This window comes from Sporosarcina sp. Y1011, from assembly GCF_057669885.1.
This window is the reverse complement of record NZ_JBYHFP010000002.1, coordinates 321,746-342,558: the sequence shown is the minus strand read 5'-3', so window position 1 is coordinate 342,558 and position 20,813 is coordinate 321,746. Positions and strand designations below refer to the sequence as shown.

Here is a 20,813-nt window from a genome sequence, read left to right as displayed (position 1 = left end):
TTTACTATGGAGAAAAATGAATCTTCCTTGTTTACAATTTGTGTACTTTGTGTACAAAATGTATGTTTTGTTTACAATTTGTATACTTTGCCAACTTCAGCAAGTTCAGTAGACCCATCATATACAGAAACAGCTGCCTCAAGAATCTCATTGATATTTCCGTGTAATGGCAAGTGGGTCAACACGAGTTGCTTTACTTGCGCCAGTTTCGCGAGCCTTCCTGCTTCACTGCCTGTCATATGTCCCGGTGCCTTACCGAGGTGATCTTCATACAAATTCGCCTCGCTAATTAACAAATCCGTCCCGCGTGAGAATTCAACAAGTTCATCGCGCCATTCTGTATCTGCGGTGAGTACGATGGAACAATCGCCCACCCTGAATTTCATCGCCAGGCAATGGACGGGGTGTATGGTACGACAAAAAGACACTTCAAATGGACCGATTTGAACAATATCATCTTCCGAAATACCAATGCCTACTGTCTGACCTTTGTATGAAAGTTTCTCGAAATTCTCTTGATCCAATATGTGTCCGTAAATCGGTAATGGGGACGCTTGATGGCCCAGATAGAAATTAATGATTCTGCTGAATTGCAGGCTTCCGACATCGGCAATATGATCCGCATGATAATGGCTGATGACAACTGCATCTAGTTTTTCCAACGGTAAATAATTTTGCAATGAGGAAAGTACGCCGCTACCACAATCAATGAGGCAATGAAAACCATCATGTTCGATTAAAAAAGAAGATGTTGCGCTATTTGCTTTTGGATATCCGCCCCAGATGCCTATTGGTGTAATCTTCATTTAAAGTGTCCTCTTAATTACTTTGGCTAAAAACACAAATTCAATATTTTCACGAATCGTTTCTAGTTTATATTGTTCGTAGCCTAGTGATTTATACAGATGAATATTGCTTAAACTCTGTGATCCGGTATATAAATCAAAACGTTCACAAGTAGGGAAATAGTCTTCAAGCCCAAGCATTAACTTTTTGGCGATACCCTTGTTTTGATGATTAGGGTGAACCATCAATCTTTGTACATAAACAGTACCTTCTTTTTCGTCTCCCCTAACAGAACCAACTATTTCACCGTCTACGACAGCTTTTAATATGGTTTTTTTCTTGAAATCTTCTCTTGTTTCATCAATTTTTTCAATGAGCGGAGCGATTTGATAGTTATTATACATTTCGGCTTCTCTCAAATAAGCTACTTTTTGAATGTCTAAAATCGTTTGTGCATCGTCTGTTGTTGCTTTTACAATATTCATAAACGCTAATTCCCCTCTTAGTGGATTTTTTGAGTATAAAATAGAGTGTAATTGCAATTCAATTATGGCGGTTGCTGCTGTTTTCATCATAGCAGAAGTTGACAGAGCGGTAGGATTTGGAGAGCCGTTATGAGAAGAAATTATTACGAATTGCCATGATATCTTACTGAGTGTCGACCAATCATATATGTTGGAATACGCGATTTGTGCCTGTTATAACTATAAAAAACGCACCCCTTATCTAGTATAAGAGGTGCGTTCCTAGTTTACTTCTTTTCAATTAACCCTGCTTCAATAAGGAATTCTTCTGCGACTTTTTCAACCATCATACCGTCATTGTCGACTTTTCCATTCATCTTCTGCATAGTATCTTCGTTAATTGTGCCTTCAAGCGTTTTGAGTATTTCTTCAATTTCAGGATACTCTTTAAGTGCTTCTTTCCTTACAAGCGGGAGCGCATGGTACGGTGGGAAGAAAGATTGGTCATCTTCGAGTACGCGCAGGTCGTACATTTGTAACTGTCCGTCCGTCGTATACGAGTTAATAACGTCCACTTCACCAGCGTTAATGGACCGGTACATAATACCATGGTCCATCCCTTTAACTTCTTTAAAGTCAAGATCATATGCTTTTTGGAATCCAGGCAGTCCATCCGGTCGGTCGATGAATTCGAATACCGCGCCTAATGTGAAATCCTTCGAAACTTTGGCAAAGTCACTGAATGTCACTAGGTCGAGTTCTTCTGCTACTGCCTCGTCCACTGCGAGTGTATACGTATTGTTGAAGCCGAATGTGTTGAAAGCAATCATGCCATCCTTGTCAACAAGCCGTTTCGTGGCAGCTAACGTTTCATCCGCCGTCCCAGGTTCTTCATGATAATAGGTAAGGACAATTGTCCCCGTATAGTCGGGTATAACGTCGATAAGACCGTCTAACATGGCTTTCCACACGACGCTGGACCCGCCGAGATTTTCTTTATAAAGGACGTCAATATCTGTTTTGTTTTCAATCAATTGCCCCATCACGTGTGACAATATGATACTTTCCGTATTGTTACGAGAACCGAGTGTCAGAGAATCTTTTTCGATGAAAATACATCCTGACAGCAGGCTTGCAACAAGTATTGATGAAATCATTATTTTAAATTTGTTTTTCATTCTTACTTCAATCCTTTCGGCGTCGTCCAACGTTCAATTCCACCGAAGAGCGTTTCCAGGATAATCGCTAAGATTGCCGCAGGGATTGCCCCAAGTAAGATCAGACCGTCAATTCCGCGTGTGATACCGAGGAAGATGAAATCACCGAGTCCGCCTGCTCCAATGAAGGCTGCAAGTGTTGCTGTACCAACATTAATAACGGCAGCTGTACGTATACCAGCCATAATGACAGGAATCGCAAGAGGCAGTTCTACTTTTAACAGGACTTGCATGCTAGTCATACCCATCCCTTTTGCTGCTTCAGTGGTAGCTTTATCGACGTCTTTAATACCTGTGTAGGTATTGCGAATGATTGGTAGTAATGAATATAGGAATAACGCAGCAATAGCCGTTTTCACACCGATACCGAAAATTGGAATCATGAAACCGAGCAAAGCAAGACTTGGAATCGTCTGCATGACGCCTGCGCCGCCAAGTACAACTGTCGTGAGCTTCGGAACGCGTGTAATCAAAATACCGAGAAAAATACCGAGGACAATGGCGATAAGCATTGAGAAGAAGACGAGTTGAATATGGACGGATGTCGCTTCAAGTACTTCTTTCCACCGCATCTGTGTTTGTTCAACGAGTTGTTGCCAAATATTTAAGTTATTCATTGATTATCCCCCATTTCTGTCCACTGACTGGACATGGCGGATAACAGCGAACCACGTGTAACGACGCCAACTAATTTTTGTGATTTATCGACAATCGGGATTATGCCGTAAGGTGCTTCATCCATCATGACAATGGCGTCTTTAGCCGTTGCGGTATCATAAAGGAATGGTTCCCGAGTCACCATGATTTCTTCGATTGTTTTGATGTCATCTAATTTTTTTATAACGTCATATGCGGACACGATTCCAATTAATTTCTTGTCATCATCGACCACAATAATGTTCGTAATTTTTCGCTTGCGGATAAACGAAAGCGCCTTCTCTGGCGACCATTGAGGAAGGGCAGTGAAAACTGATTCTGACATGATGTCAGTAACTGGCATGAGTCCGGGATTTTGGATAATCCGATGTTTTCCTATGAACTCTTCTACAAAGCCGTGGGCTGGATCATGAAGTAATTTCTCTGGGGTGTCCAACTGTAGTAGTTTTCCGTCTTTCATGATGGCAATGCGATCTCCCATTTTTAGCGCTTCATCCATATCATGTGTTACGAAGACAATCGTCTTTTTTAATTTTTTGTGCAATGAAAGTAATTCGTTTTGAAGCTGTTCGCGTGTAAGTGGATCTAGTGCGCTGAACGGTTCATCCATTAAGATTACATCCGGATCTGCTGCTAGCGCTCTTGCAATACCAATACGCTGCTGCTGACCGCCTGATAGTTCTTTTGGATAACGACCCGCATAAACCTCAGGATCCAGACCGACCAATTCAAGAAGTTCATTGACACGGGCTTTAACTTCTTTGTCATTCCAACCTTTAAGCTGTGGTACAATTGCAATGTTTTTTTCGATTGTATAGTGGGGGAAAAGTCCGATTTGCTGAATGACATAGCCGATGTTTCGGCGTAATTCAGAGGCGTTGTAGGAGTTGGTATCCTTGCCATTAATAGTGATTTTGCCACTTGTGTGGGGCTCCATCCGATTAATCATTTTCATAGTTGTCGATTTTCCTGAACCACTTGGTCCGATGAGGACGAGTAATTCACCTGCTGGAATTTCGAAATTGACAGATTTTACTGCTTGAAATCCGCCATCATACACTTTGCTTACATTTTCAAATTTGAGCATGTTTACCTCCTGTGGTTTTTTACAACAAAATTATTTCCGAATTATAGATGAAAAAATCAAACGGAGTTAAAAAAAAGCAGACAATTTGCACTCCCGATAACGTTCGGGGCGATGTCTCTTTCAATCAGCATAACATATTCCAGTCGGTTTTTCAGAATTATTTTGCTTATTGCTCCTAAAATGTCCAAATTGCCTGTTTGTTATACAGTCCTTTACAATGGAATAATAGAAGGGAAGTGCATTGGAAATGGATATGACAATCTACGTTGTTGAGGACGATCTAGCAATTTTTAATTCATTGACAGAACGACTGAGTCAGTGGTCTTTCAGTGTAAAGGGTCCGGCAGATTTTCATAATGTCATGGGGGATTTTATCAAAGAGAAACCCCATCTTGTCATTATGGATATCCAGTTGCCGGCATACGATGGCTTTCATTGGTGCCGAGAAATCCGTGCAATTTCAATGGTACCGATTATTTTTCTTTCATCACGGGATCACCCGATGGACATGGTTATGGCCATGAATATGGGGGCGGATGATTACGTTCAGAAACCATTTCATTCAGATGTTTTGCTTGCAAAAATTCAGGCACTCCTCAGACGGACATATGCGTACGGAGAAGAAACACCGGATGTGCTTGAATGGAACGGGGCAATGATTGATATGAAGCGCAGTATCATTCGTCTGGATGGTGATGAAGTTGAATTGACAAAAAACGAATTTTTCATATTAGTAGTTCTTGTTCAATCAAATAATGAGATTGTTTCGCGTGATGATTTGATCCGAAGGCTATGGGATGATGAACGATTTGTCAATGACAATACTTTGACGGTGAACATTACAAGGCTCCGTCACAAACTTGCGGAAATCGGACTTGGCGAGGCGGTAGTCACAAAAAAAGGATTGGGGTATATGGCAACTACGCTTTAGGAAGGAGCCATCAGAATGTTTATAAGCTATCTATTGGATAAGAAAAGCTGGATCCTCTTTTATGTGTTTGCGCTTGGATTTGCAGATGCGCTAATTTGGCTTGACGCAGGAATAGATGCGGAATTTTCTTCCGTTCTATATTTTAATATTTTACTGTTTATCATATTCATTTTATTTATTCTCTGGCGGTACAAAAAGGAAATGAAGTTCGTCAAAGAGCTTACTATAATTGCAGATGTTGCATCATTTGACTGGCATGAAGCATTGCCGGAAACGACCTTTAAACGTGATGAAATTATAATAGAACTAGTACGTCAAGCGGCTATTTCTTCATCAAATAAGATGTCTGAATTAAAGTATGCGAACGCAATCGAAAGTGATTATACCGCTGCATGGGTTCATGAAGTGAAAGCACCGCTGACTGCGATGAAATTGATGATGGATGGCCATCACCATGAACCGGCTATCAGGAAAATACAAACGGAATGGTTACGCATTCGCTTACTGATTGACCAGCAGCTATACATATCGCGCATGCCGACACTCGAAGCGGATTATGTTTTGGAGAAGACGGATGTATACCATCTCGTTTCCTCGGAAGTGCGTGAGCTTGCTTCGTGGTTTATGGAAAAGAATATCGCGGTAGAGTTCGAAGGAGAGGATACGGAAGTCGTCACCGATGTGAAATGGAGCCGATTCATTATTCGTCAAATCGTAACGAATGCGGTGAAATATAGTCCGGTTGGCGGAATGATTATCATCTCTATAAACCATACCGATAGCGGAAATGTCGTCCTTTCCATCAAAGACAATGGTCGGGGTATTCAAGCGCATGATCTTCCACGTATTTTTGATAAAGGATTTACGGGTGGTACTGGAAGAATTCATAATGCAGCAACGGGAATTGGGCTTTATCTAGCAAAAACAGTGGCAGAGAAGATTGGCATCATGCTACAGGCACAGTCCGAAATGGGACAAGGGACCGCATTGGAAATGACTTTTCCAACAGAAAATGATTTCGATAAAACGCTGAAGTGACATTAATGTCACATTGACCACCATGTTTGTCATGACAATCAAACGACTATCGCTTTGCTGCGCGGTACGATAAGGACATGATAAAGAACTGGGAGGCATTCGTGATGATAGAATATGAAACAGTATTACACGCAAAAAATGTAAGAAAGTCATTTGGTGCACGGGGCAATGTACAGGAAGTATTGAAAGGAATTGAACTTCGCGTTGCAGAAGGCGAATTTGTTGGTATTATGGGACCGTCTGGGGCTGGGAAAACGACATTACTCAATGTTTTAGCAACAATTGACCGTGCAACAGACGGTGCAATTTTAATCGATGGATCCGACATTTCAAAAATGAAAGACGCTGAGCTATCCGCATTCCGTCGTGACAAACTTGGGTTCATCTTTCAAGACTACAATCTTCTCGACACGCTTACTGCGAAAGAAAATATCCTGCTTCCAATTTCACTCGGTAAAATAGGGAAGAAGGAAGCGGAAGCTCGTTTCAATGAAATCGCGGCGATTCTCGGTATAGCAGACATTGCACACAAATATCCACACGAACTTTCCGGTGGGCAGAAACAGCGGACATCCGCGGCACGTGCACTTATTAACGAACCTTCTATGGTATTTGCAGATGAACCGACAGGCGCACTTGATTCGAAATCGGCTTCCTCTTTGCTCGGTACGATGGAAAATGTCAATAAAGAGCGTAATGTCACGATCATGATGGTAACGCATGATCCAGTCGCATCCTCCTATTGCAGCCGTGTGGTCTTCCTGAAAGACGGCAATATCTATTCCGAATTGTATCGTGGTGGTAAAACGAGACAAGCCTTCTTCCAGGAAATTCTGAAAGTTCAAGGCGTTCTCGGGGGTGATAGCGTTGACTCTATTTGACCTTGTTATCCGGAGTATGCGGAAAAACATTAAGCACTATTACCTCTATTTCTTTGCACTAATCTTAAGTGTGGTTTTGTACTTTGTCTTTGCAACCCTGCAGTATGATTCGTCTATTAGTAGTGAGCGGTCCGCCTCGATGGATATGGATTCCGCTTTTACAGTTGCGGGGATTTTATTACTCTTCATCGCAGGAATCTTCGTCATCTATGCGAATGCTATTTTCCTCAAAAGAAGAAGTAGGGAAATCGGAATGTATCAATTAATTGGACTGACGAGAGGGGCAGTCGCGCGCCTTCTCATTATTGAAAATACTATTCTTGGTGTAGGTGCACTCATCGTAGGAATTGGTGCGGGAATGCTTGTTTCTCGTTTGTTTTTATTACTCCTGATGAAATTGATTGGTTTCGAAGGATTCATCGAACTATCATTTTCAATGGCGGCCATTATTCAAACGGCTGTAGTGTTTGTTGTCATCATTGCACTTACGTCTTTTCAAATGGTGTATGCCGTTTACCGCAACACGCTACTTAGCCTATTCAATGCCGATAAAAAAGGAGAGCATCCTAAAAAGCCTAAAACAATCGTGTCAGGTGTGCTAGCTCTGTTCGGGATCGGACTCATTGTTTTCGGTTATTGGTTGTCGGGCCGCATGTTGAACGATCAGGTATTATTTAATATGTTGGCAGTGCTCGCATCAACCATTTTAGGTACGTATTTACTATTTCGCGTGACTATTAGTTGGTTGTTTTATCAAATGCGGAAGCACAAGCAAGGGCATCTTGGGTTGATTAATAGTTTGTCACTTGCTTCACTAATGCATCGCATGAAAGGGAATGCGAATTCGCTGACGATTATTACGATTCTCTCTGCGATGACGCTTACTATGTTGGCGAGCTCGTATTCACTGTATTACTCGACAGAGAAAGAAACACGTTATGTAATGCCATTCGATTTTATGATTGAAGAAGATTCGGAAGAACCAAATTCGGTCGAGGGAATATCGGCGGTAGATTTTGAAGTTGAGTTAAATGAAAAAGGAATTGAATATACAACTGAAACAATTGAATTACTCGGAGTGGAAGGCACTTATGAAAAAGAAGTTTTCCCTTGGATTCTTGATATAAGTGAAGGAATCTATAATGCCTATTTTGTAAATGCTAAGCAATTACAAAATGCGGGTCTCCAAGTTGAGGCGCCACCAGAAGGATCTGTCATTTATCATAGCGCTTCTATGGGGTTTATGGGAATAGATATTAAAATACCATTCGAGATGTATATTACCAGTGGTGAAACAGAAAGCGTATTTACCACTGTGGAATTTAGCGAAGGCAATGTTGTGAACGGAAGTTATGGACCTCAATTAGTGGTGAGTGATACCGATTTTAAAAAGTATAAAAAATCGATGAAACCAGAAATTAAAGTGCGGAATGTACAAGTTTTTAACGTAGCTGACAAAGATCAACTTGTCATAGCATCAGGTGTCTTCAATCAACATCGTGATTCAGAGTCAGGGGCATACAGTACTGATTATTATTCAGCGTATGAAGCTTCTATTCAAGGTAATGGGCTACTCATCTTTATCGCTGGTTTTTTAGGGTTGGTGTTCTTAATTTCAACTGGTAGTGTCTTATACTTCAAACAGATGACTGAGGCGGAACAGGAAAAACAAAGTTACGCAACACTGCGTCAGCTTGGTTTCACAGTGAATGACATCATGCGTGGCATACTCCGCAAGCAGGCATTCGTCTTTGGTTTGCCGCTTTTGATAGGTCTATTGCATTCTGTGTTCGCCATTAAAGCCGCGTCATTCCTCTTCATGTCTGATATCACTGTGCCTGCTTCGATTGCAATGGGGATATATGCGTTGATTTACTTGGTTTTTGCATTTCTAACGGTTGGGTATTATAAGAAAACCGTCAAAGCTGCATTGTAAGAAAGAGTTGCTTAGGTTAAAAAACGCCAGGAATCTAAATAGATTCCTGGCGTTTTTATGTTTGATAATTGGGGTACTGTCATTCGGGAATTGGCAAGTACATTGTCGCGATTTCAGAGATTGCTTCTGCGGTCGCGGGCATTAATGGGTAGTAACCATTTTTAACCATATACTGCCAGATATCATAAGCATGACGATTACTATTCATGAAAGCATTCTCTAAAAAATGTCTTAAATCAGGATTCGCACACTCGAGGGTCGCCGCTCCGTAATTTTTGGCTGAGCTTTTTTGGTTGAGTAAATAGGCGGTGGCGATTTCCCGGTCGTTGTGGGTTTGAACGGATGTTCTCGGTTGTTCCGGTTGAAGCGGGACGGGTGCTTTTGTGAAATCCTGGAGTGTCGGATTTAAATCATCGGGACTGAACTTACTGATATCCGGCGTTGTCTCGCTTTGCACAAACTCCACTTTCAAATTATAGTCTTTTACATGTTGCGGAAAGTGACGAGTCAATAGTTCTTTTAGTTCTGGATCTTGGGCCTGGTTAATAAATCCGCTCATACATGTAACAGTGTTGAAGCATCCTAAAATCAATTCACTTAACTCGAATAATTCATGTGATGCCAATTTCATTCTTTTTCCTCCTCGAATCTCATTCTCCGCACGACATTATACTTCGCAATAAGGGCAATTATATACGGTTTTCATAAAAGGGCATTACTAGAAATTGTTTTCACGTAGTAATCCAGACACTTTACTATTACTGGTATAAAAAGTATGGATTGTACCACAATAAGGGCGATTCAGAATAACTAGGAGGCGAAGTTGTGGACAATAATCTATCTTACGGGGCCGACTACAAACTCATCCCAGCAACATCCGTAGAAAGTGGAACTGGAAAAGAGGTCCTTCCAGATTTGTACAGTCATACTGTTCAAATCGTAAATATTAGTTTGGTTGGGCTTCCTGACGCGAATGATTTCGTGTTAGTTGATGCAGGCATGCCCCACTCCGCGAATGAAATCTTCTCTGTTGTTGAAGAACGTTTTGGTAAAGATAGTCGACCCAAGGCAATTATTTTAACCCATGGTCATTTTGATCACGTCGGTGCGATTATAGAATTAGTCCAACGCTGGGGTGTGACCGTTTACGCCCATGAATTGGAAATTCCTTTCCTGACGGGTAAAACGAGTTATCCCAAACCAGATTCAACCGTAGAAGGCGGTATGATTGCTAAAATGTCGCCCATGTTCCCGATTGAACCAATTAACTTAGGGTATCATGTATTGCCATTACCTGAAGACGGTAGTGTTCCTTATATGCCAGGCTTCCGCTGGATTCATACACCAGGACACTCACTGGGTCATGTGTCGCTCTTCAGAGAAGAGGATAGAGCTTTAATAGTAGGTGATGCCTTTGTCACGGTTAAACAGGAATATCTTTATAAGGTGTTAACACAAGAACAGGAAATAAGCGGACCTCCCAGGTATCTGACGACAGATTGGGCAGCCGCCAGGGAATCAGTAGAAAAACTAGAAGCCTTAAAACCGACTGTTGCAGTAACGGGACATGGGCTACCAATGGCTGGCGACTTGTTGACGGACAGTTTACGGAAGCTGGTAGAAGAGTTTGACCGTATTGCTATACCTGACTATGGAAAATTTGTTGATAAAAAATCCTAAGTGATCGGCTTGTCTTTTTCCGGAAATAGATCGTGAATATTAATATTCAAATAATCTAATTCAGATTGGAGGGACGTAACTGATGAAAAAGATTACAGCACTGATAATTAAATTTATTATGATTACAGTTGTGTTGTGGATTGTTTTAGGGCTTTATGGCGTTTCATTTGGAGATATTCTGCTCACAAGTGTTTTGGTGACAGGTGTTTCATTTCTTGGAGACATGTTTATATTGCCCCGTATTAAAAATATAGGTGCAACAATAGCTGATTTTGTTTTGATACTCGTTATGATTTGGTTGGTGGGTCTCTATTTTTACGAACAGCCTGTCCAATTAGGCATGGCTGCTTTACTATCCGCAATTATTATTGCAGCGGGGGAATTTGTATATCATAAATATTTACTAAATCAGGTTCTCACTGATGACAAAGTGGCTCCTGAAAACAATGATATTTCTTACCAAAAAGGTAATATGCAGACTGAATTTGGATCGGAAGTTGATATCAAGAAGCCGGAAGAGGATAAGCCGACAGACAAGAATCATAAACAAAGACCGAAAAAACGGAGAAAGAAAAATCCTTATTAAATTGGCTCCTCATGTAGAAAACACCAGAATCCCATAGAGGACTGGTGTTTTCTTGTTTATGGGGAAGTTTCAGGCTTGGTTCACTGTAAACGGTGGAGAAATCATCAAACTGTTTTTTGCCTATTGAATTTTAAAACACAACATGTTAGGGTGTAATAAGAGTTCGAGACACTACATATAGTATTTAACGATGGAATGGTACCGATATCGGTTTAAAAGGGAATCCGGAAAATCCGGAGCTGTCCCCGCAACTGTAAGCGCAGACGACCGCCGAAAGAGCCACTGTGGAGAAATTTCATGGGAAGGCTGGGCAGGAAGAGTGAAGCGTGAGCCAGGAGACCTGCCTTCCATCGTCAAGCGACACTTTCTTCGGGGGTTGAGAGGTGGAAGCGAACGGGATACCGTCCGTCTACCTTCTATACTCGGAGATTAGTAGCGTGTGGTCCCATTCTGTTTCCTATAAAAAACCCATGAGCGATGGCTCTACCGAAAAGGTGGAGCTATCGCTTTTTTGTTTATACAATCATGAGAGGAGACAATAATGATGACAACTATAGTGATGAGAACCGATATGGACAGGCTACTTGATGAGTTACAGAATGAGTTTGGAAGAGAGGAATTATGGCCATTGCTTATCGCAAGTGAGCGATGGTACCTGAAATACCCTGAGGGGGCTGCATCAGAATGGGCCAAGGCAATGACGTTAGAATCACTTAGCAATATGGACGAGGCATCGTCGTATTGGACGTTCGTAGCTGCACGAATTCATCTGCGTGATGTCTACAACCGTCAGGAACTGCAACGGGGGGCAAAGGTCTACACAGACTTTGCAGGACATGTTGCCTGGCTTGTCGATAAAGGGTTATATACTTCTACGTTAACGCAGAAATATTCAAAAGAAGATCTCATCATTCTGGGTAATCTCATTGAACCGGAACGGGATAAATTATTTACATATATCGGATTAAAAACGCTTATGGACCGATATGCGGCTGTTGATTTTAATAAACAATCAGTTGAACTTCCCCAGGAGCGTTGGCTTATTATTGCGATGACACTGATGCAGGATGAGATGGAGAACCGGCTCGAAAAAGTTGCTGAATCGTATTGGGCTATGAGCAATTTGTATATGACAGTTGCTACACCGACATTGTCCAATGCCGGTAAACCACATGGTCAATTATCGAGTTGTTTCATCGATTCAGTGGATGATTCTTTGCAAGGTATTTACGACAGTAATACGGACATTGCTAACTTGTCTAAATATGGCGGTGGCATCGGTGTATATATGGGGAAAGTTCGGAGTCGTGGTTCTTCTATTCGCGGATTTAAAGGTGCATCGAGCGGTGTACTTCCATGGATTAAACAGTTGAACAACACAGCCGTTAGCGTAGATCAATTGGGTCAACGGCAAGGTGCTATCGCTGTCTATCTCGATGTTTGGCACAAAGACATCTTCATGTTCCTAGATCTTAAACTAAATAATGGGGATGATCGGTTGCGTGCGCATGATATATTCACGGGTGTCTGTCTCCCTGATATCTATATGGAACAAGTCGATGCGCGGGGAGAGTGGCATCTATTCGATCCGCATGAAGTTCGGACAATCATGGGGTATTCCCTTGAGGACTTTTACGATGAAACAAAAGGTGAAGGTTCGTTCCGTGAAAAATACGGAGAGTGTGTCAATCATCCTGAACTCAGCCGAGAAATCGTTCCGGCCATAGATCTAATGAAACGGATTATGCGCAGCCAATTGGAAACAGGAACGCCGTACATGTTTTACCGTGATGAAGTGAACCGCGCGAATGCCAACAAGCATGAAGGCATGATTTATTCGTCGAATCTATGTACAGAGATTACTCAAAATATGAGTCCAACTCAATTCGAGTCTGTCACTCTCGAAGACGATATCGTTGTTACGCGTTCCAAACCGGGCGATTTCGTCGTCTGTAACTTATCGTCCATCAACCTTGGACGAGCAGTTCCGGCAAGCGTTTTGGAAAGACTCATTACAATCCAAGTGCGCATGCTTGATAACGTCATCGATCTTAACAAAATACCAGTCGTCCAGGCACAGCGAACGAACGCGCGTTATCGAGGAATTGGTTTAGGTACATTTGGCTGGCATCATTTACTTGCCCTACAAAACATTCAATGGGAATCAAACGAGGCTGTGGATTACGCAGATAAACTATATGAGAAAATCGCCTTTTTGACGATAAAAGCTTCGATGGAACTGGCTACAGAAAAGGGATCCTACCCGTTATATGAGGGGTCGGACTGGCAGTCAGGAGTCTATTTCGAAAATAAGAAATACGATACGAGGGAATGGCGCGAACTTCGCATTGATGTTGCAACAAATGGTATGCGAAATGGTTACTTGATGGCAATTGCACCAAATAGCTCGACGTCCATCATTGCCGGATCAACTGCTTCAATCGATCCCGTATTCAAACCGTTTTATCATGAGGAAAAGAAAGATTATAAGCTGCCAGTTGTAGCACCTGACCTTAACCACAATACGTACGATGTGTACCGCCGCTCCGCGTATATCGTTGATCAGCGCTGGTCAATCAAACAAAACGCCGCAAGACAGCGTCATATTGACCAAGCAATTTCTTTCAACATCTATGTCCCAAATACAATCCGTGCGTCTGTTCTTCTCGAACTTCATTTACAGGCTTGGAAGTCTGGCATGAAAACAACGTATTATACGCGTTCAACAGCGACGGATATCGAAGAGTGTGAATGGTGTCATTCTTAATCGTTTACGCTACGTGGAGCGGGAATACACAGGAAGTCGCCGAATTAATCCAGGAAACGCTGGCCACTGAAAATCTCGAAGTGACAATGCATCGAATCGGTGGGGGAGTCATTCCGAACCCCAGTGATTTTGATGCGATGCTGCTCGGATCATTCACGTGGGAACAGGGCGCAACGCCTAACGAAGTAAAAGACTTTGTAGCTGACGTGGGGTATAAACCCGATAATGTCTATGTCTTTGGAACGGGTGATACCCAATTCGGCGGCGATGCACTATTTTGCCATGCGGCAGTAAAGTTGGCACGATTTTATGGATCTACATTTAACCCCCTCAAAATCGAGCAAAGTCCGCGCGGTGTACAAGAGGAAAAAGTAATTGAATGGTCGAAGGGAGTCCTGGAACATTGGAAAAACTTAAACGGGTAAAGGTATTGGAACCAATGCATCCCAATAAATCAACAGCTATTTTCGGTGGAAAAGCAAGCGGTATCCTCAACTGGAATGACCTTGCACATCCCCATTTCTATACATTAAGGCAACAAATTCGTTCGCTATTCTGGACGGCGAATGAAGTCGATTTGACGCAAGACGTAAAGCAATTTTCGACACTGACAAAGCCGGAACAAGATGCATTTCTTAAAATCATTGGCTTACTTGCGACACTTGACGGTCCGCAGACGACAATCGCTTTGAAAATGGCGGATTTCACAACCGATCCTTCCGTCAAATCAATCATGGCGACAATTGCAGATCAGGAAAGTGAACACAATCATTCTTACGCTTACGTATTGTCCTCAGTGACTACGTTAAATAAACAGATGGCTTCATTTGAAATGGGCCGCTCAGACGAAGTATTATTGAAGCGCAATGAGCGCATCGTCGAGGTATATAACGATTTCGCAGAGCATCCCACGATTGCATCGGCATTGAAAGCAATGGTCTATACGACGTTACTTGAGGGGTTGTTTTTCTACAGTGGATTCGCATTCTTCTACAATCTCGCGCGCAATCAAAAAATGGTTGGCACATCGACAATGATTTCATACATCAATCGTGATGAACTGCAGCATGGTAAAGCAATCAGCGACATATTTCGTGCGGCACTTGCGGAGAACCCAGTACAAAATACAGATGAATTCACGGCGTGGATTTACGAACAGTTCAAGCACTCAGTCGAGCAGGAAGTTATTTGGAGTCGTTACGTTTTAGTAGACATCGAAGGGATTGACCTTGTAGAAATGGAAGGGTATGTGAAATACCGAGCAAACAAAATGTTACGTATGCTTGGGCTCAGTGAAATCTATCCTGACTTCACGGATAATCCGATGAAGTGGATTCGGGCTTATGTCGATAGTTTTGACGACACCAAAACCGATTTCTTTGAACAATCTTCACGACAATACGTTAAAACCAGTGATTTGAATGGGTTTGATGATTTGTAAGTAATAAGAGTAGGTGTACACATCTAAAAACATGTACACCTGCTATTTTAAATAAACTATACATATGTCTATTGATTAACCATTTAATTGCATAAAAAGCCGGCGATAAGTGCTTGAAAATCGCCATTTCCACTTGACTATTTTCAATACGCTTTCGGCGAAATAATTACGACAGTAAGGAGGAATCGAATTTCATTCCTCCATACCGAGGGGCAAGTGTGGCTAGAAGTGACTTCGTCACTTCTAGCCACACTCTTTTCGGTTATCCTGTTGTGATTATTAGCCTGTCGCGTTCCTACAATAATTAAGTGAAAAATGCAGTTGCTATGAAAGAAAAGAATAAATGAGCTTCTATATAGAGTGTAAGTGCCCGAATATGTAATTTCGGGCACTCTAGCACCTTGTAGATAGTATTCTCTGCTTACTTTCAGCAAAAATCATGTGATGCTTTATAAGAAATTGACACTTCTTTAGAATATAAACAGAGACACTATAGTAGAAGGCTCGAGCGTCCAAAATTGTATTTTTGGACGCTTCTCTCTAAGTGAGAAGTCAGTTTTTCTTTCGTCCCGAAAAGCTTCGGTACTTCTTGTACCTGTGTCTTTGGAGAGCGACGTATGAACAAAAACCATACGATTATCGAAAAAAAGTAGGGATGCGACGAAGTCGCATCCCTACTTATAAAGAAATCTCGATAATGGTATAGAAATTGTTCAATTCAAAGCAATCCAAATATACTCTACTTGTAGCGCCCAGTACGTGTTCTATTTATTACTGGTTATCTTTGGTTAAACAACGAAATTTAGTAACTTATTTCTCCGTTTTTTTATTAAATACAGCTTCATCCACTGACCAAAGCTTGCTTCCGTTTACAGCTAAAAATATCGCAATTACTAAAAATGCAAGGTCGAGTTCGTAGCCAGCCATTTCTGGGGTACCTAAGAATCCAATGGCGAGTTTAGATTTCAGTATTGCTCCAACCATAATTAAAGCGAGCAGTGCAGAAACAATTCTTGTTCCAAGTCCTAAAATGAGTGCAGCACCACCTACCAATTCAACCGAAGCAACAACATACGCTAAAAATCCTGGAATGCCGATACTATCAAACCAACCAACAGTATTTTCGATTCCACCTTGGAATTTTACAAATCCGTGTACAAAGAAGCTTATTCCCAAAACAATTCTTAGCAAAAATGTAGTTAAACTTAATTTATTCATCTTTATTTCCCCCTAATTTTTCTTTTCTTTATTTATTGGATATATTATTGAACCATGCCGTGAAATCATTGAAGTTTTCGTTGGAAATTGTATGACCTTCGGGATATTTGCTGAATGTTGAAGTGGCTCCATTTTGACTGTAAAATGCTTCGGCATCAACGCCCCATTCAAACGGAAGAACTTGATCATGCTCGCCGTGAGAGATGAATGCTGAGACTCCATCAAGTGATTGAATATCATACTCTTCTTTTACGAAAGCGGGAATATAACCGCTAAGCGCAATAATTCCTTTTATACGGTTTCCAAGCTTCAATCCAAGAGTCATGGACAAGATTGCACCTTGACTGAAGCCCATGAAAAAGACCTCACGTGCATCGATTGGGTAGTTTTCTACCGCGTATTCGATGAAGTTTTCAAGTTTATTTACAGCACCTTCAAATGCGTCTCTATGTGGATTCCCGAATCCTTGAATAGTGAAAAATGCATTACCTGGCGGCTGTTGGAGAGGACCCCTTATACTAAAAACAAACAGGTCTTTTTCTATCCCGGAAACGAGAGGCATCATATTTTTTTCATTACTTCCCATACCGTGCAACAAGAAAATGACTGGATATTTCTTTCCATGTTCAATATTCTCAGGGGTACGAAGCTGATAAATTAGCTGATTTTCCATATTATCAAACCCTCCATTTTATATTCTCTTGAAAATAATATATTCATATAAGTGAACATAGATTTTAAAAAAATAGTAAACTTCGCTTTTCAATTGACTTCTGACGGTAAAACGATTTATTGCTATTTGTTTTGTACTGGAATATCTATTGACTATTTAACCGTGCGCGCCACATCACGCATACATCGTTCAATCGTTTCATCGTCTTTTACCACTACCAAAGTTAAGAGTGTTGCCAGAACTTATTTCTCCCTTCACCAACAAAAGTATTCTTGTATGGATATTTGTATTTTATAACATAACATCTTTTCGCGGAAAACGTCAACAAGTTTGTGTTACTATTAGAAATATAAATCAATACTTTTGGAGTGATGGACGTGGAAATCGGCTCGAAAATACGGGATATACGTAAGCGGAAGAAAATAACAATCGCGCAAATGAGCGAACAAATTGATCTGTCAAAAGGGTTTATCAGTAATATTGAAAACGATAATACCTCGCCCTCCCTTAACACTTTGCAAGCAATTGCGAACTACTTAGAAGTACCGCTGCCCTATTTACTACTTGAAAAAAAGCAGCATATGAAAGTAGTAAGAAAAACAGATCGAGTGTATACAACTTTTAACGACATAAAGATAGAACATCTTACTTCTCAAAGCGGTTTGCGGATGATGCACGTTGAACTATCGCCAGGTGCATCGACCGGTGAAGCGATTGCCCACGAAGGTGAAGAGAGTCATGTCGTCCTCAAGGGCACTGTACTGGCTGAACAAGGCGAAGACTCGGTTATTGCAAAAGAGGGTGACTCATTCAGCTGGAATGCTAGTGTGCCCCATTTTGTTAAAAATATAGGTGAAAAAGAGGCTATCCTGCTGATTGCTGTTTATTCCGAGGATAATAATTTATAAGATGAAAAAATGAGGGCTGTCCTAACCTTGTTATAGGGAAAGCTCTTTTCGCTCTGATGTAAAAAGATACGTATGAATATGTCCATCTCGAAAACAACAACTTATGATTAAGCCAAGAACATCCGTGACTTCAGTCGTGGGAGGTTCATTCGACCGTGTCCGTGCTGCGATATAATTCAGCTTCATTGAAGCGTGATTGATTAGAGTACAAAAACCGCCGGCTACAAAGGTGGTTTTTTAGCGTGGAATGGTTTAGCGAAGTTCGTTATGATTATAGAAATAGATATGAAGGGATCTGGGATAGTATGAAACGTCTTACGTTCCTAATTACAATGCTACTTACACTAATCCTTGGTTCGTGCTCCAACTCAGATGCCAGTACGAAAACGGAAATCCTTGTGGCTGCCGCTTCAAGCATGACACCTGCGTTAACGGATATTGCCGCCAAATTCGAAGAGACCAATAAAGATATTAAAGTTACGTTTACTTTTGGATCTTCGGGAAAACTTGCCCAGCAGATAAAAGGCGGTGCACCTGTCGATGTTTACATTTCTGCGAACAGTACAGACATGGATATACTTGAGAAAGCAGATAAAATTGAACCAAACACGCGTGCAACAATCACAAAAAATACGTTGGTTGTCATTCAGCAAAAAGGTGGCGTGCATTCACTGTTGAATGCGGAGAATCCGTTAATGACTGAAGAGACCCACTTTGCTATAGGTAACCCGGATACAGTCCCAGCTGGCATCTATGCAAAGGAAGCGCTTGTGGAAATGGGAGAATGGGAAGGACTTGAACCAACGTTAGTCTTTGGTAAAGACGTACGCCAAGTACTAACGTTTGTCGAAACAGGAAACGCCGAGAGGGGCATTGTCTTTACTAGTGACGCCAAGTCGTCTGATAGAGTAGAAGTTATCTTGGAAATTAATCCGGAATTGCATTCTTCTGCTGATTACCCGGGAGCAATTGTGGCGTCTACAGAACAGCCGGAAGCAGCACATGCCTTTCTCGACTACATGAAGACACAGAAGGTCCAAGAGGTCCTGACTGACTACGGATTTACAAACTAAAAGGGGGGACAATGCCAATGGAAGACATCAGTTACGGGCCACTCATACTCTCTATCAAAGTCGCGGCCATCGCAACAATCACCGTCTTTCTCGTGGGTACGTTCCTCGCACACACATTTGCCAAGAAAAACTTCTTTGGAAAGACCATCATTGAAGCATTCTTTCTATTGCCACTTGTATTACCGCCGACTGTCGTCGGATTCGGACTTCTAATCCTTTTCGGTAAAGAGCAGCTTCTAGGGAAATGGTTGTATGAATACGCAAATATACAAATTGTTTTCTCGTGGATAGGGGCCGTTATTGCTTCAACTATTGTCGCATTTCCACTCATGTATCAAAGTGCATCGGCCGCATTTAAACAAGTCGATGGGAAACTAGAAGCCGCAGCTCATACACTAGGTGCTTCGAAATGGCGCGTTTTTCGAACGATTACGTTTCCACTTGCATGGCCAGGTTTGCTAGCGGGGGTCGTTTTAACGTTTGCCCGAGCGCTTGGTGAGTTTGGGGCAACACTTATGATAGCGGGTTATATTCCAGGACTGACAGACACCATCCCAATGGCAATCTACTTTGCGGTTGAAGCTGGGGACATGAATACGGCGACATTTTGGGTAATTATCATCATCACACTAGGGTTTAGCGCAATACTTTGGCTTAGCTGGTGGTCGAACCGCAATTTACGTCGATTCACTGTGAAAAGGAAAGGGAGGACTTCTCGAAATGCTTGACGCACATCTCGTCAAAAAACTACCCGATTTTACAATTAATGTAGAACTTAAAACTGCTAAAGGCGAAGTGGGTGTTTTATTTGGCCCATCGGGTTCTGGCAAAACGACTTGTCTCGATATGATTGCAGGGCTCGTTCATCCCGATTCGGGTTATATTCGTATGAGGGATAACACTTATTTTTCAGCAGCTGAAAAGTCTCGCCGAACTGAAAAACGCAACGTCGGATATGTCATGCAGGACTATGCTTTATTCCCTCATATGACGACAGAGAAGAATGTTCAATACGGCATGAAGTCTACGGGGAAAACCGAAAAAGCACTACTGCTTCTTGAACGATTCGGAATCCATCATCTGCGTAACGCATACCCTCATGAAATGTCTGGCGGCGAGAAACAACGAACCGCAATCGCCCGGGCACTTGCGACGGAACCTGATATCCTTCTTCTGGATGAACCACTGTCTGCCCTTGACGATAAGGCGCGTTATGACGCTCTTAAAGTTATCACAGATATTCAAGGTGATTTGAATATCCCAATTATTATGGTGACGCATAATTTGATGGAGGCAGAGAAAGTCGCAACGCATATATATCGATTCGAAAAAGGTCGCTTAATCTAGTCCGCTATGGACAGAGTAAGCGGCCTTTATTTGAAGATAGAAACAAAAGCTAGCTCCAGGGGCTTTAACCTTTTCTTTTATGAGGGTATTCCCCACATGGCGCTACTCGCCAATCACGACGAA

Annotated in this window: 21 protein-coding genes and 1 riboswitch; of the genes, 13 read left to right on the top strand and 8 right to left on the bottom strand. The window is 41.8% G+C overall.

Features of this window, described 5'->3' with window-relative positions; all coding sequences use genetic code 11:
- Nucleotides 1-71: 71 nt before the first annotated feature.
- From AC25Y5_RS03870 to AC25Y5_RS03850, 5 genes are all read right to left on the bottom strand, one after another.
- Nucleotides 72-806 (bottom strand): MBL fold metallo-hydrolase, encoded by a 735-nt coding sequence (locus tag AC25Y5_RS03870; RefSeq protein ID WP_488139178.1) that lies wholly within the window; start codon nt 804-806, stop codon nt 72-74.
- On the bottom strand, nt 807-1,271 hold the full coding sequence (locus AC25Y5_RS03865) for a GNAT family N-acetyltransferase (RefSeq protein WP_488139177.1): 465 nt from the start codon (nt 1,269-1,271) through the stop codon (nt 807-809).
- 266 nt (nt 1,272-1,537) lie between these two features.
- The gene (locus AC25Y5_RS03860) at nt 1,538-2,428 is read right to left on the bottom strand and encodes a glycine betaine ABC transporter substrate-binding protein (RefSeq protein ID WP_488139176.1); all 891 of its coding nucleotides are present in this window, start codon (nt 2,426-2,428) and stop codon (nt 1,538-1,540) included.
- 2 nt (nt 2,429-2,430) lie between these two features.
- Nucleotides 2,431-3,084, bottom strand: a complete 654-nt coding sequence (locus tag AC25Y5_RS03855) for an ABC transporter permease (protein ID WP_488139175.1) — start codon at nt 3,082-3,084, stop codon at nt 2,431-2,433.
- Nucleotides 3,081-4,211: a betaine/proline/choline family ABC transporter ATP-binding protein gene (locus AC25Y5_RS03850; protein WP_488139174.1), complete on the bottom strand. Its 1,131-nt coding sequence runs from the start codon at nt 4,209-4,211 to the stop codon at nt 3,081-3,083. The genes AC25Y5_RS03855 and AC25Y5_RS03850 overlap by 4 nt, the downstream gene beginning before the upstream one ends.
- Nucleotides 4,212-4,458: 247 nt before the next feature.
- Here AC25Y5_RS03850 and AC25Y5_RS03845 point away from each other — a divergent pair, with 247 nt between their 5' ends.
- The 4 genes from AC25Y5_RS03845 to AC25Y5_RS03830 all read left to right on the top strand — a co-directional run bounded on the left by AC25Y5_RS03845 (nt 4,459) and on the right by AC25Y5_RS03830 (nt 8,997).
- Nucleotides 4,459-5,142: a response regulator gene (locus tag AC25Y5_RS03845; RefSeq protein ID WP_488139263.1), complete on the top strand. Its 684-nt coding sequence runs from the start codon at nt 4,459-4,461 to the stop codon at nt 5,140-5,142.
- A 15-nt stretch (nt 5,143-5,157) separates the two neighbouring features.
- On the top strand, nt 5,158-6,180 hold the full coding sequence (locus AC25Y5_RS03840) for a sensor histidine kinase (protein WP_488139173.1): 1,023 nt from the start codon (nt 5,158-5,160) through the stop codon (nt 6,178-6,180).
- Between the two features lie 104 nt (nt 6,181-6,284).
- Nucleotides 6,285-7,061: an ABC transporter ATP-binding protein gene (locus AC25Y5_RS03835; RefSeq protein ID WP_488139172.1), complete on the top strand. Its 777-nt coding sequence runs from the start codon at nt 6,285-6,287 to the stop codon at nt 7,059-7,061.
- The gene (locus AC25Y5_RS03830) at nt 7,039-8,997 is read left to right on the top strand and encodes an ABC transporter permease (RefSeq protein WP_488139171.1); all 1,959 of its coding nucleotides are present in this window, start codon (nt 7,039-7,041) and stop codon (nt 8,995-8,997) included. The genes AC25Y5_RS03835 and AC25Y5_RS03830 overlap by 23 nt, the downstream gene beginning before the upstream one ends.
- Nucleotides 8,998-9,076: 79 nt before the next feature.
- Here the strand turns inward: AC25Y5_RS03830 and AC25Y5_RS03825 are convergent, their stop codons facing one another.
- Complete coding sequence (locus AC25Y5_RS03825) at nt 9,077-9,628, bottom strand: spore coat protein (protein ID WP_488139170.1); 552 nt, start codon at nt 9,626-9,628, stop codon at nt 9,077-9,079.
- A gap of 194 nt (nt 9,629-9,822) precedes the next feature.
- On the opposite strand from AC25Y5_RS03825, the gene AC25Y5_RS03820 reads away from it, so the two are divergent.
- The 5 genes from AC25Y5_RS03820 to AC25Y5_RS03800 all read left to right on the top strand — a co-directional run bounded on the left by AC25Y5_RS03820 (nt 9,823) and on the right by AC25Y5_RS03800 (nt 15,471).
- On the top strand, nt 9,823-10,677 hold the full coding sequence (locus tag AC25Y5_RS03820) for an MBL fold metallo-hydrolase (protein WP_488139169.1): 855 nt from the start codon (nt 9,823-9,825) through the stop codon (nt 10,675-10,677).
- Nucleotides 10,678-10,759: 82 nt separating this feature from the next.
- Entirely contained in the window at nt 10,760-11,263 is a 504-nt protein-coding gene (locus AC25Y5_RS03815) for a YndM family protein (protein WP_488139168.1), read from the top strand.
- 178 nt (nt 11,264-11,441) lie between these two features.
- A riboswitch (cobalamin riboswitch) is annotated at nt 11,442-11,625 on the top strand.
- Nucleotides 11,626-11,804: 179 nt separating this feature from the next.
- On the top strand, nt 11,805-14,030 hold the full coding sequence (locus AC25Y5_RS03810) for a ribonucleoside-diphosphate reductase subunit alpha (protein ID WP_488139167.1): 2,226 nt from the start codon (nt 11,805-11,807) through the stop codon (nt 14,028-14,030).
- On the top strand, nt 14,015-14,455 hold the full coding sequence (locus AC25Y5_RS03805; protein ID WP_482101253.1) for a flavodoxin: 441 nt from the start codon (nt 14,015-14,017) through the stop codon (nt 14,453-14,455). Before AC25Y5_RS03810 ends, AC25Y5_RS03805 begins: the two co-directional genes overlap by 16 nt.
- The gene (locus AC25Y5_RS03800) at nt 14,410-15,471 is read left to right on the top strand and encodes a ribonucleotide-diphosphate reductase subunit beta (protein WP_488139166.1); all 1,062 of its coding nucleotides are present in this window, start codon (nt 14,410-14,412) and stop codon (nt 15,469-15,471) included. The genes AC25Y5_RS03805 and AC25Y5_RS03800 overlap by 46 nt, the downstream gene beginning before the upstream one ends.
- An 810-nt stretch (nt 15,472-16,281) precedes the next feature.
- On the opposite strand, the gene AC25Y5_RS03795 is transcribed toward AC25Y5_RS03800, so the two are convergent.
- Nucleotides 16,282-16,689 (bottom strand): DoxX family protein, encoded by a 408-nt coding sequence (locus AC25Y5_RS03795; RefSeq protein ID WP_482101250.1) that lies wholly within the window; start codon nt 16,687-16,689, stop codon nt 16,282-16,284.
- Nucleotides 16,690-16,717: 28 nt separating this feature from the next.
- On the bottom strand, nt 16,718-17,362 hold the full coding sequence (locus tag AC25Y5_RS03790) for an alpha/beta hydrolase (RefSeq protein ID WP_488139165.1): 645 nt from the start codon (nt 17,360-17,362) through the stop codon (nt 16,718-16,720).
- Between the two features lie 377 nt (nt 17,363-17,739).
- Here AC25Y5_RS03790 and AC25Y5_RS03785 point away from each other — a divergent pair, with 377 nt between their 5' ends.
- The 4 genes from AC25Y5_RS03785 (at nt 17,740) to AC25Y5_RS03770 (ending at nt 20,690) form a co-directional block, all read left to right on the top strand.
- Entirely contained in the window at nt 17,740-18,270 is a 531-nt protein-coding gene (locus AC25Y5_RS03785; protein ID WP_488139164.1) for a helix-turn-helix domain-containing protein, read from the top strand.
- A gap of 242 nt (nt 18,271-18,512) precedes the next feature.
- Entirely contained in the window at nt 18,513-19,343 is an 831-nt protein-coding gene (gene modA / locus AC25Y5_RS03780) for a molybdate ABC transporter substrate-binding protein (protein WP_488139163.1), read from the top strand.
- Between the two features lie 17 nt (nt 19,344-19,360).
- Complete coding sequence (gene modB / locus AC25Y5_RS03775) at nt 19,361-20,071, top strand: molybdate ABC transporter permease subunit (RefSeq protein ID WP_488139162.1); 711 nt, start codon at nt 19,361-19,363, stop codon at nt 20,069-20,071.
- Nucleotides 20,064-20,690 carry an ATP-binding cassette domain-containing protein gene (locus tag AC25Y5_RS03770; RefSeq protein ID WP_488139161.1) on the top strand — a complete coding sequence of 209 codons (627 nt, stop codon included), beginning with the start codon at nt 20,064-20,066 and terminating at the stop codon, nt 20,688-20,690. The genes modB and AC25Y5_RS03770 overlap by 8 nt, the downstream gene beginning before the upstream one ends.
- Nucleotides 20,691-20,813 lie beyond the last annotated feature (123 nt).

What these genes read in the sequence shown, in the direction of transcription:
- AC25Y5_RS03860 (WP_488139176.1), bottom strand. Translation starts at nt 2,428, where the DNA reads ATGAAAAACAAATTTAAAATAATGATTTCATCAATACTTGTTGCAAGC.
- AC25Y5_RS03770 (WP_488139161.1), top strand. Translation starts at nt 20,064, where the DNA reads ATGCTTGACGCACATCTCGTCAAAAAACTACCCGATTTTACAATTAAT.
- AC25Y5_RS03805 (WP_482101253.1), top strand. Translation starts at nt 14,015, where the DNA reads ATGGTGTCATTCTTAATCGTTTACGCTACGTGGAGCGGGAATACACAG.
- AC25Y5_RS03870 (WP_488139178.1), bottom strand. Translation starts at nt 806, where the DNA reads ATGAAGATTACACCAATAGGCATCTGGGGCGGATATCCAAAAGCAAAT.
- AC25Y5_RS03800 (WP_488139166.1), top strand. Translation starts at nt 14,410, where the DNA reads ATGGTCGAAGGGAGTCCTGGAACATTGGAAAAACTTAAACGGGTAAAG.
- modB (WP_488139162.1), top strand. Translation starts at nt 19,361, where the DNA reads ATGGAAGACATCAGTTACGGGCCACTCATACTCTCTATCAAAGTCGCG.
- AC25Y5_RS03850 (WP_488139174.1), bottom strand. Translation starts at nt 4,211, where the DNA reads ATGCTCAAATTTGAAAATGTAAGCAAAGTGTATGATGGCGGATTTCAA.
- AC25Y5_RS03835 (WP_488139172.1), top strand. Translation starts at nt 6,285, where the DNA reads ATGATAGAATATGAAACAGTATTACACGCAAAAAATGTAAGAAAGTCA.
- AC25Y5_RS03840 (WP_488139173.1), top strand. Translation starts at nt 5,158, where the DNA reads ATGTTTATAAGCTATCTATTGGATAAGAAAAGCTGGATCCTCTTTTAT.
- AC25Y5_RS03795 (WP_482101250.1), bottom strand. Translation starts at nt 16,689, where the DNA reads ATGAATAAATTAAGTTTAACTACATTTTTGCTAAGAATTGTTTTGGGA.
- AC25Y5_RS03855 (WP_488139175.1), bottom strand. Translation starts at nt 3,084, where the DNA reads ATGAATAACTTAAATATTTGGCAACAACTCGTTGAACAAACACAGATG.
- AC25Y5_RS03810 (WP_488139167.1), top strand. Translation starts at nt 11,805, where the DNA reads ATGATGACAACTATAGTGATGAGAACCGATATGGACAGGCTACTTGAT.
- AC25Y5_RS03865 (WP_488139177.1), bottom strand. Translation starts at nt 1,271, where the DNA reads ATGAATATTGTAAAAGCAACAACAGACGATGCACAAACGATTTTAGAC.
- AC25Y5_RS03790 (WP_488139165.1), bottom strand. Translation starts at nt 17,362, where the DNA reads ATGGAAAATCAGCTAATTTATCAGCTTCGTACCCCTGAGAATATTGAA.
- AC25Y5_RS03845 (WP_488139263.1), top strand. Translation starts at nt 4,459, where the DNA reads ATGGATATGACAATCTACGTTGTTGAGGACGATCTAGCAATTTTTAAT.
- AC25Y5_RS03825 (WP_488139170.1), bottom strand. Translation starts at nt 9,628, where the DNA reads ATGAAATTGGCATCACATGAATTATTCGAGTTAAGTGAATTGATTTTA.
- AC25Y5_RS03815 (WP_488139168.1), top strand. Translation starts at nt 10,760, where the DNA reads ATGAAAAAGATTACAGCACTGATAATTAAATTTATTATGATTACAGTT.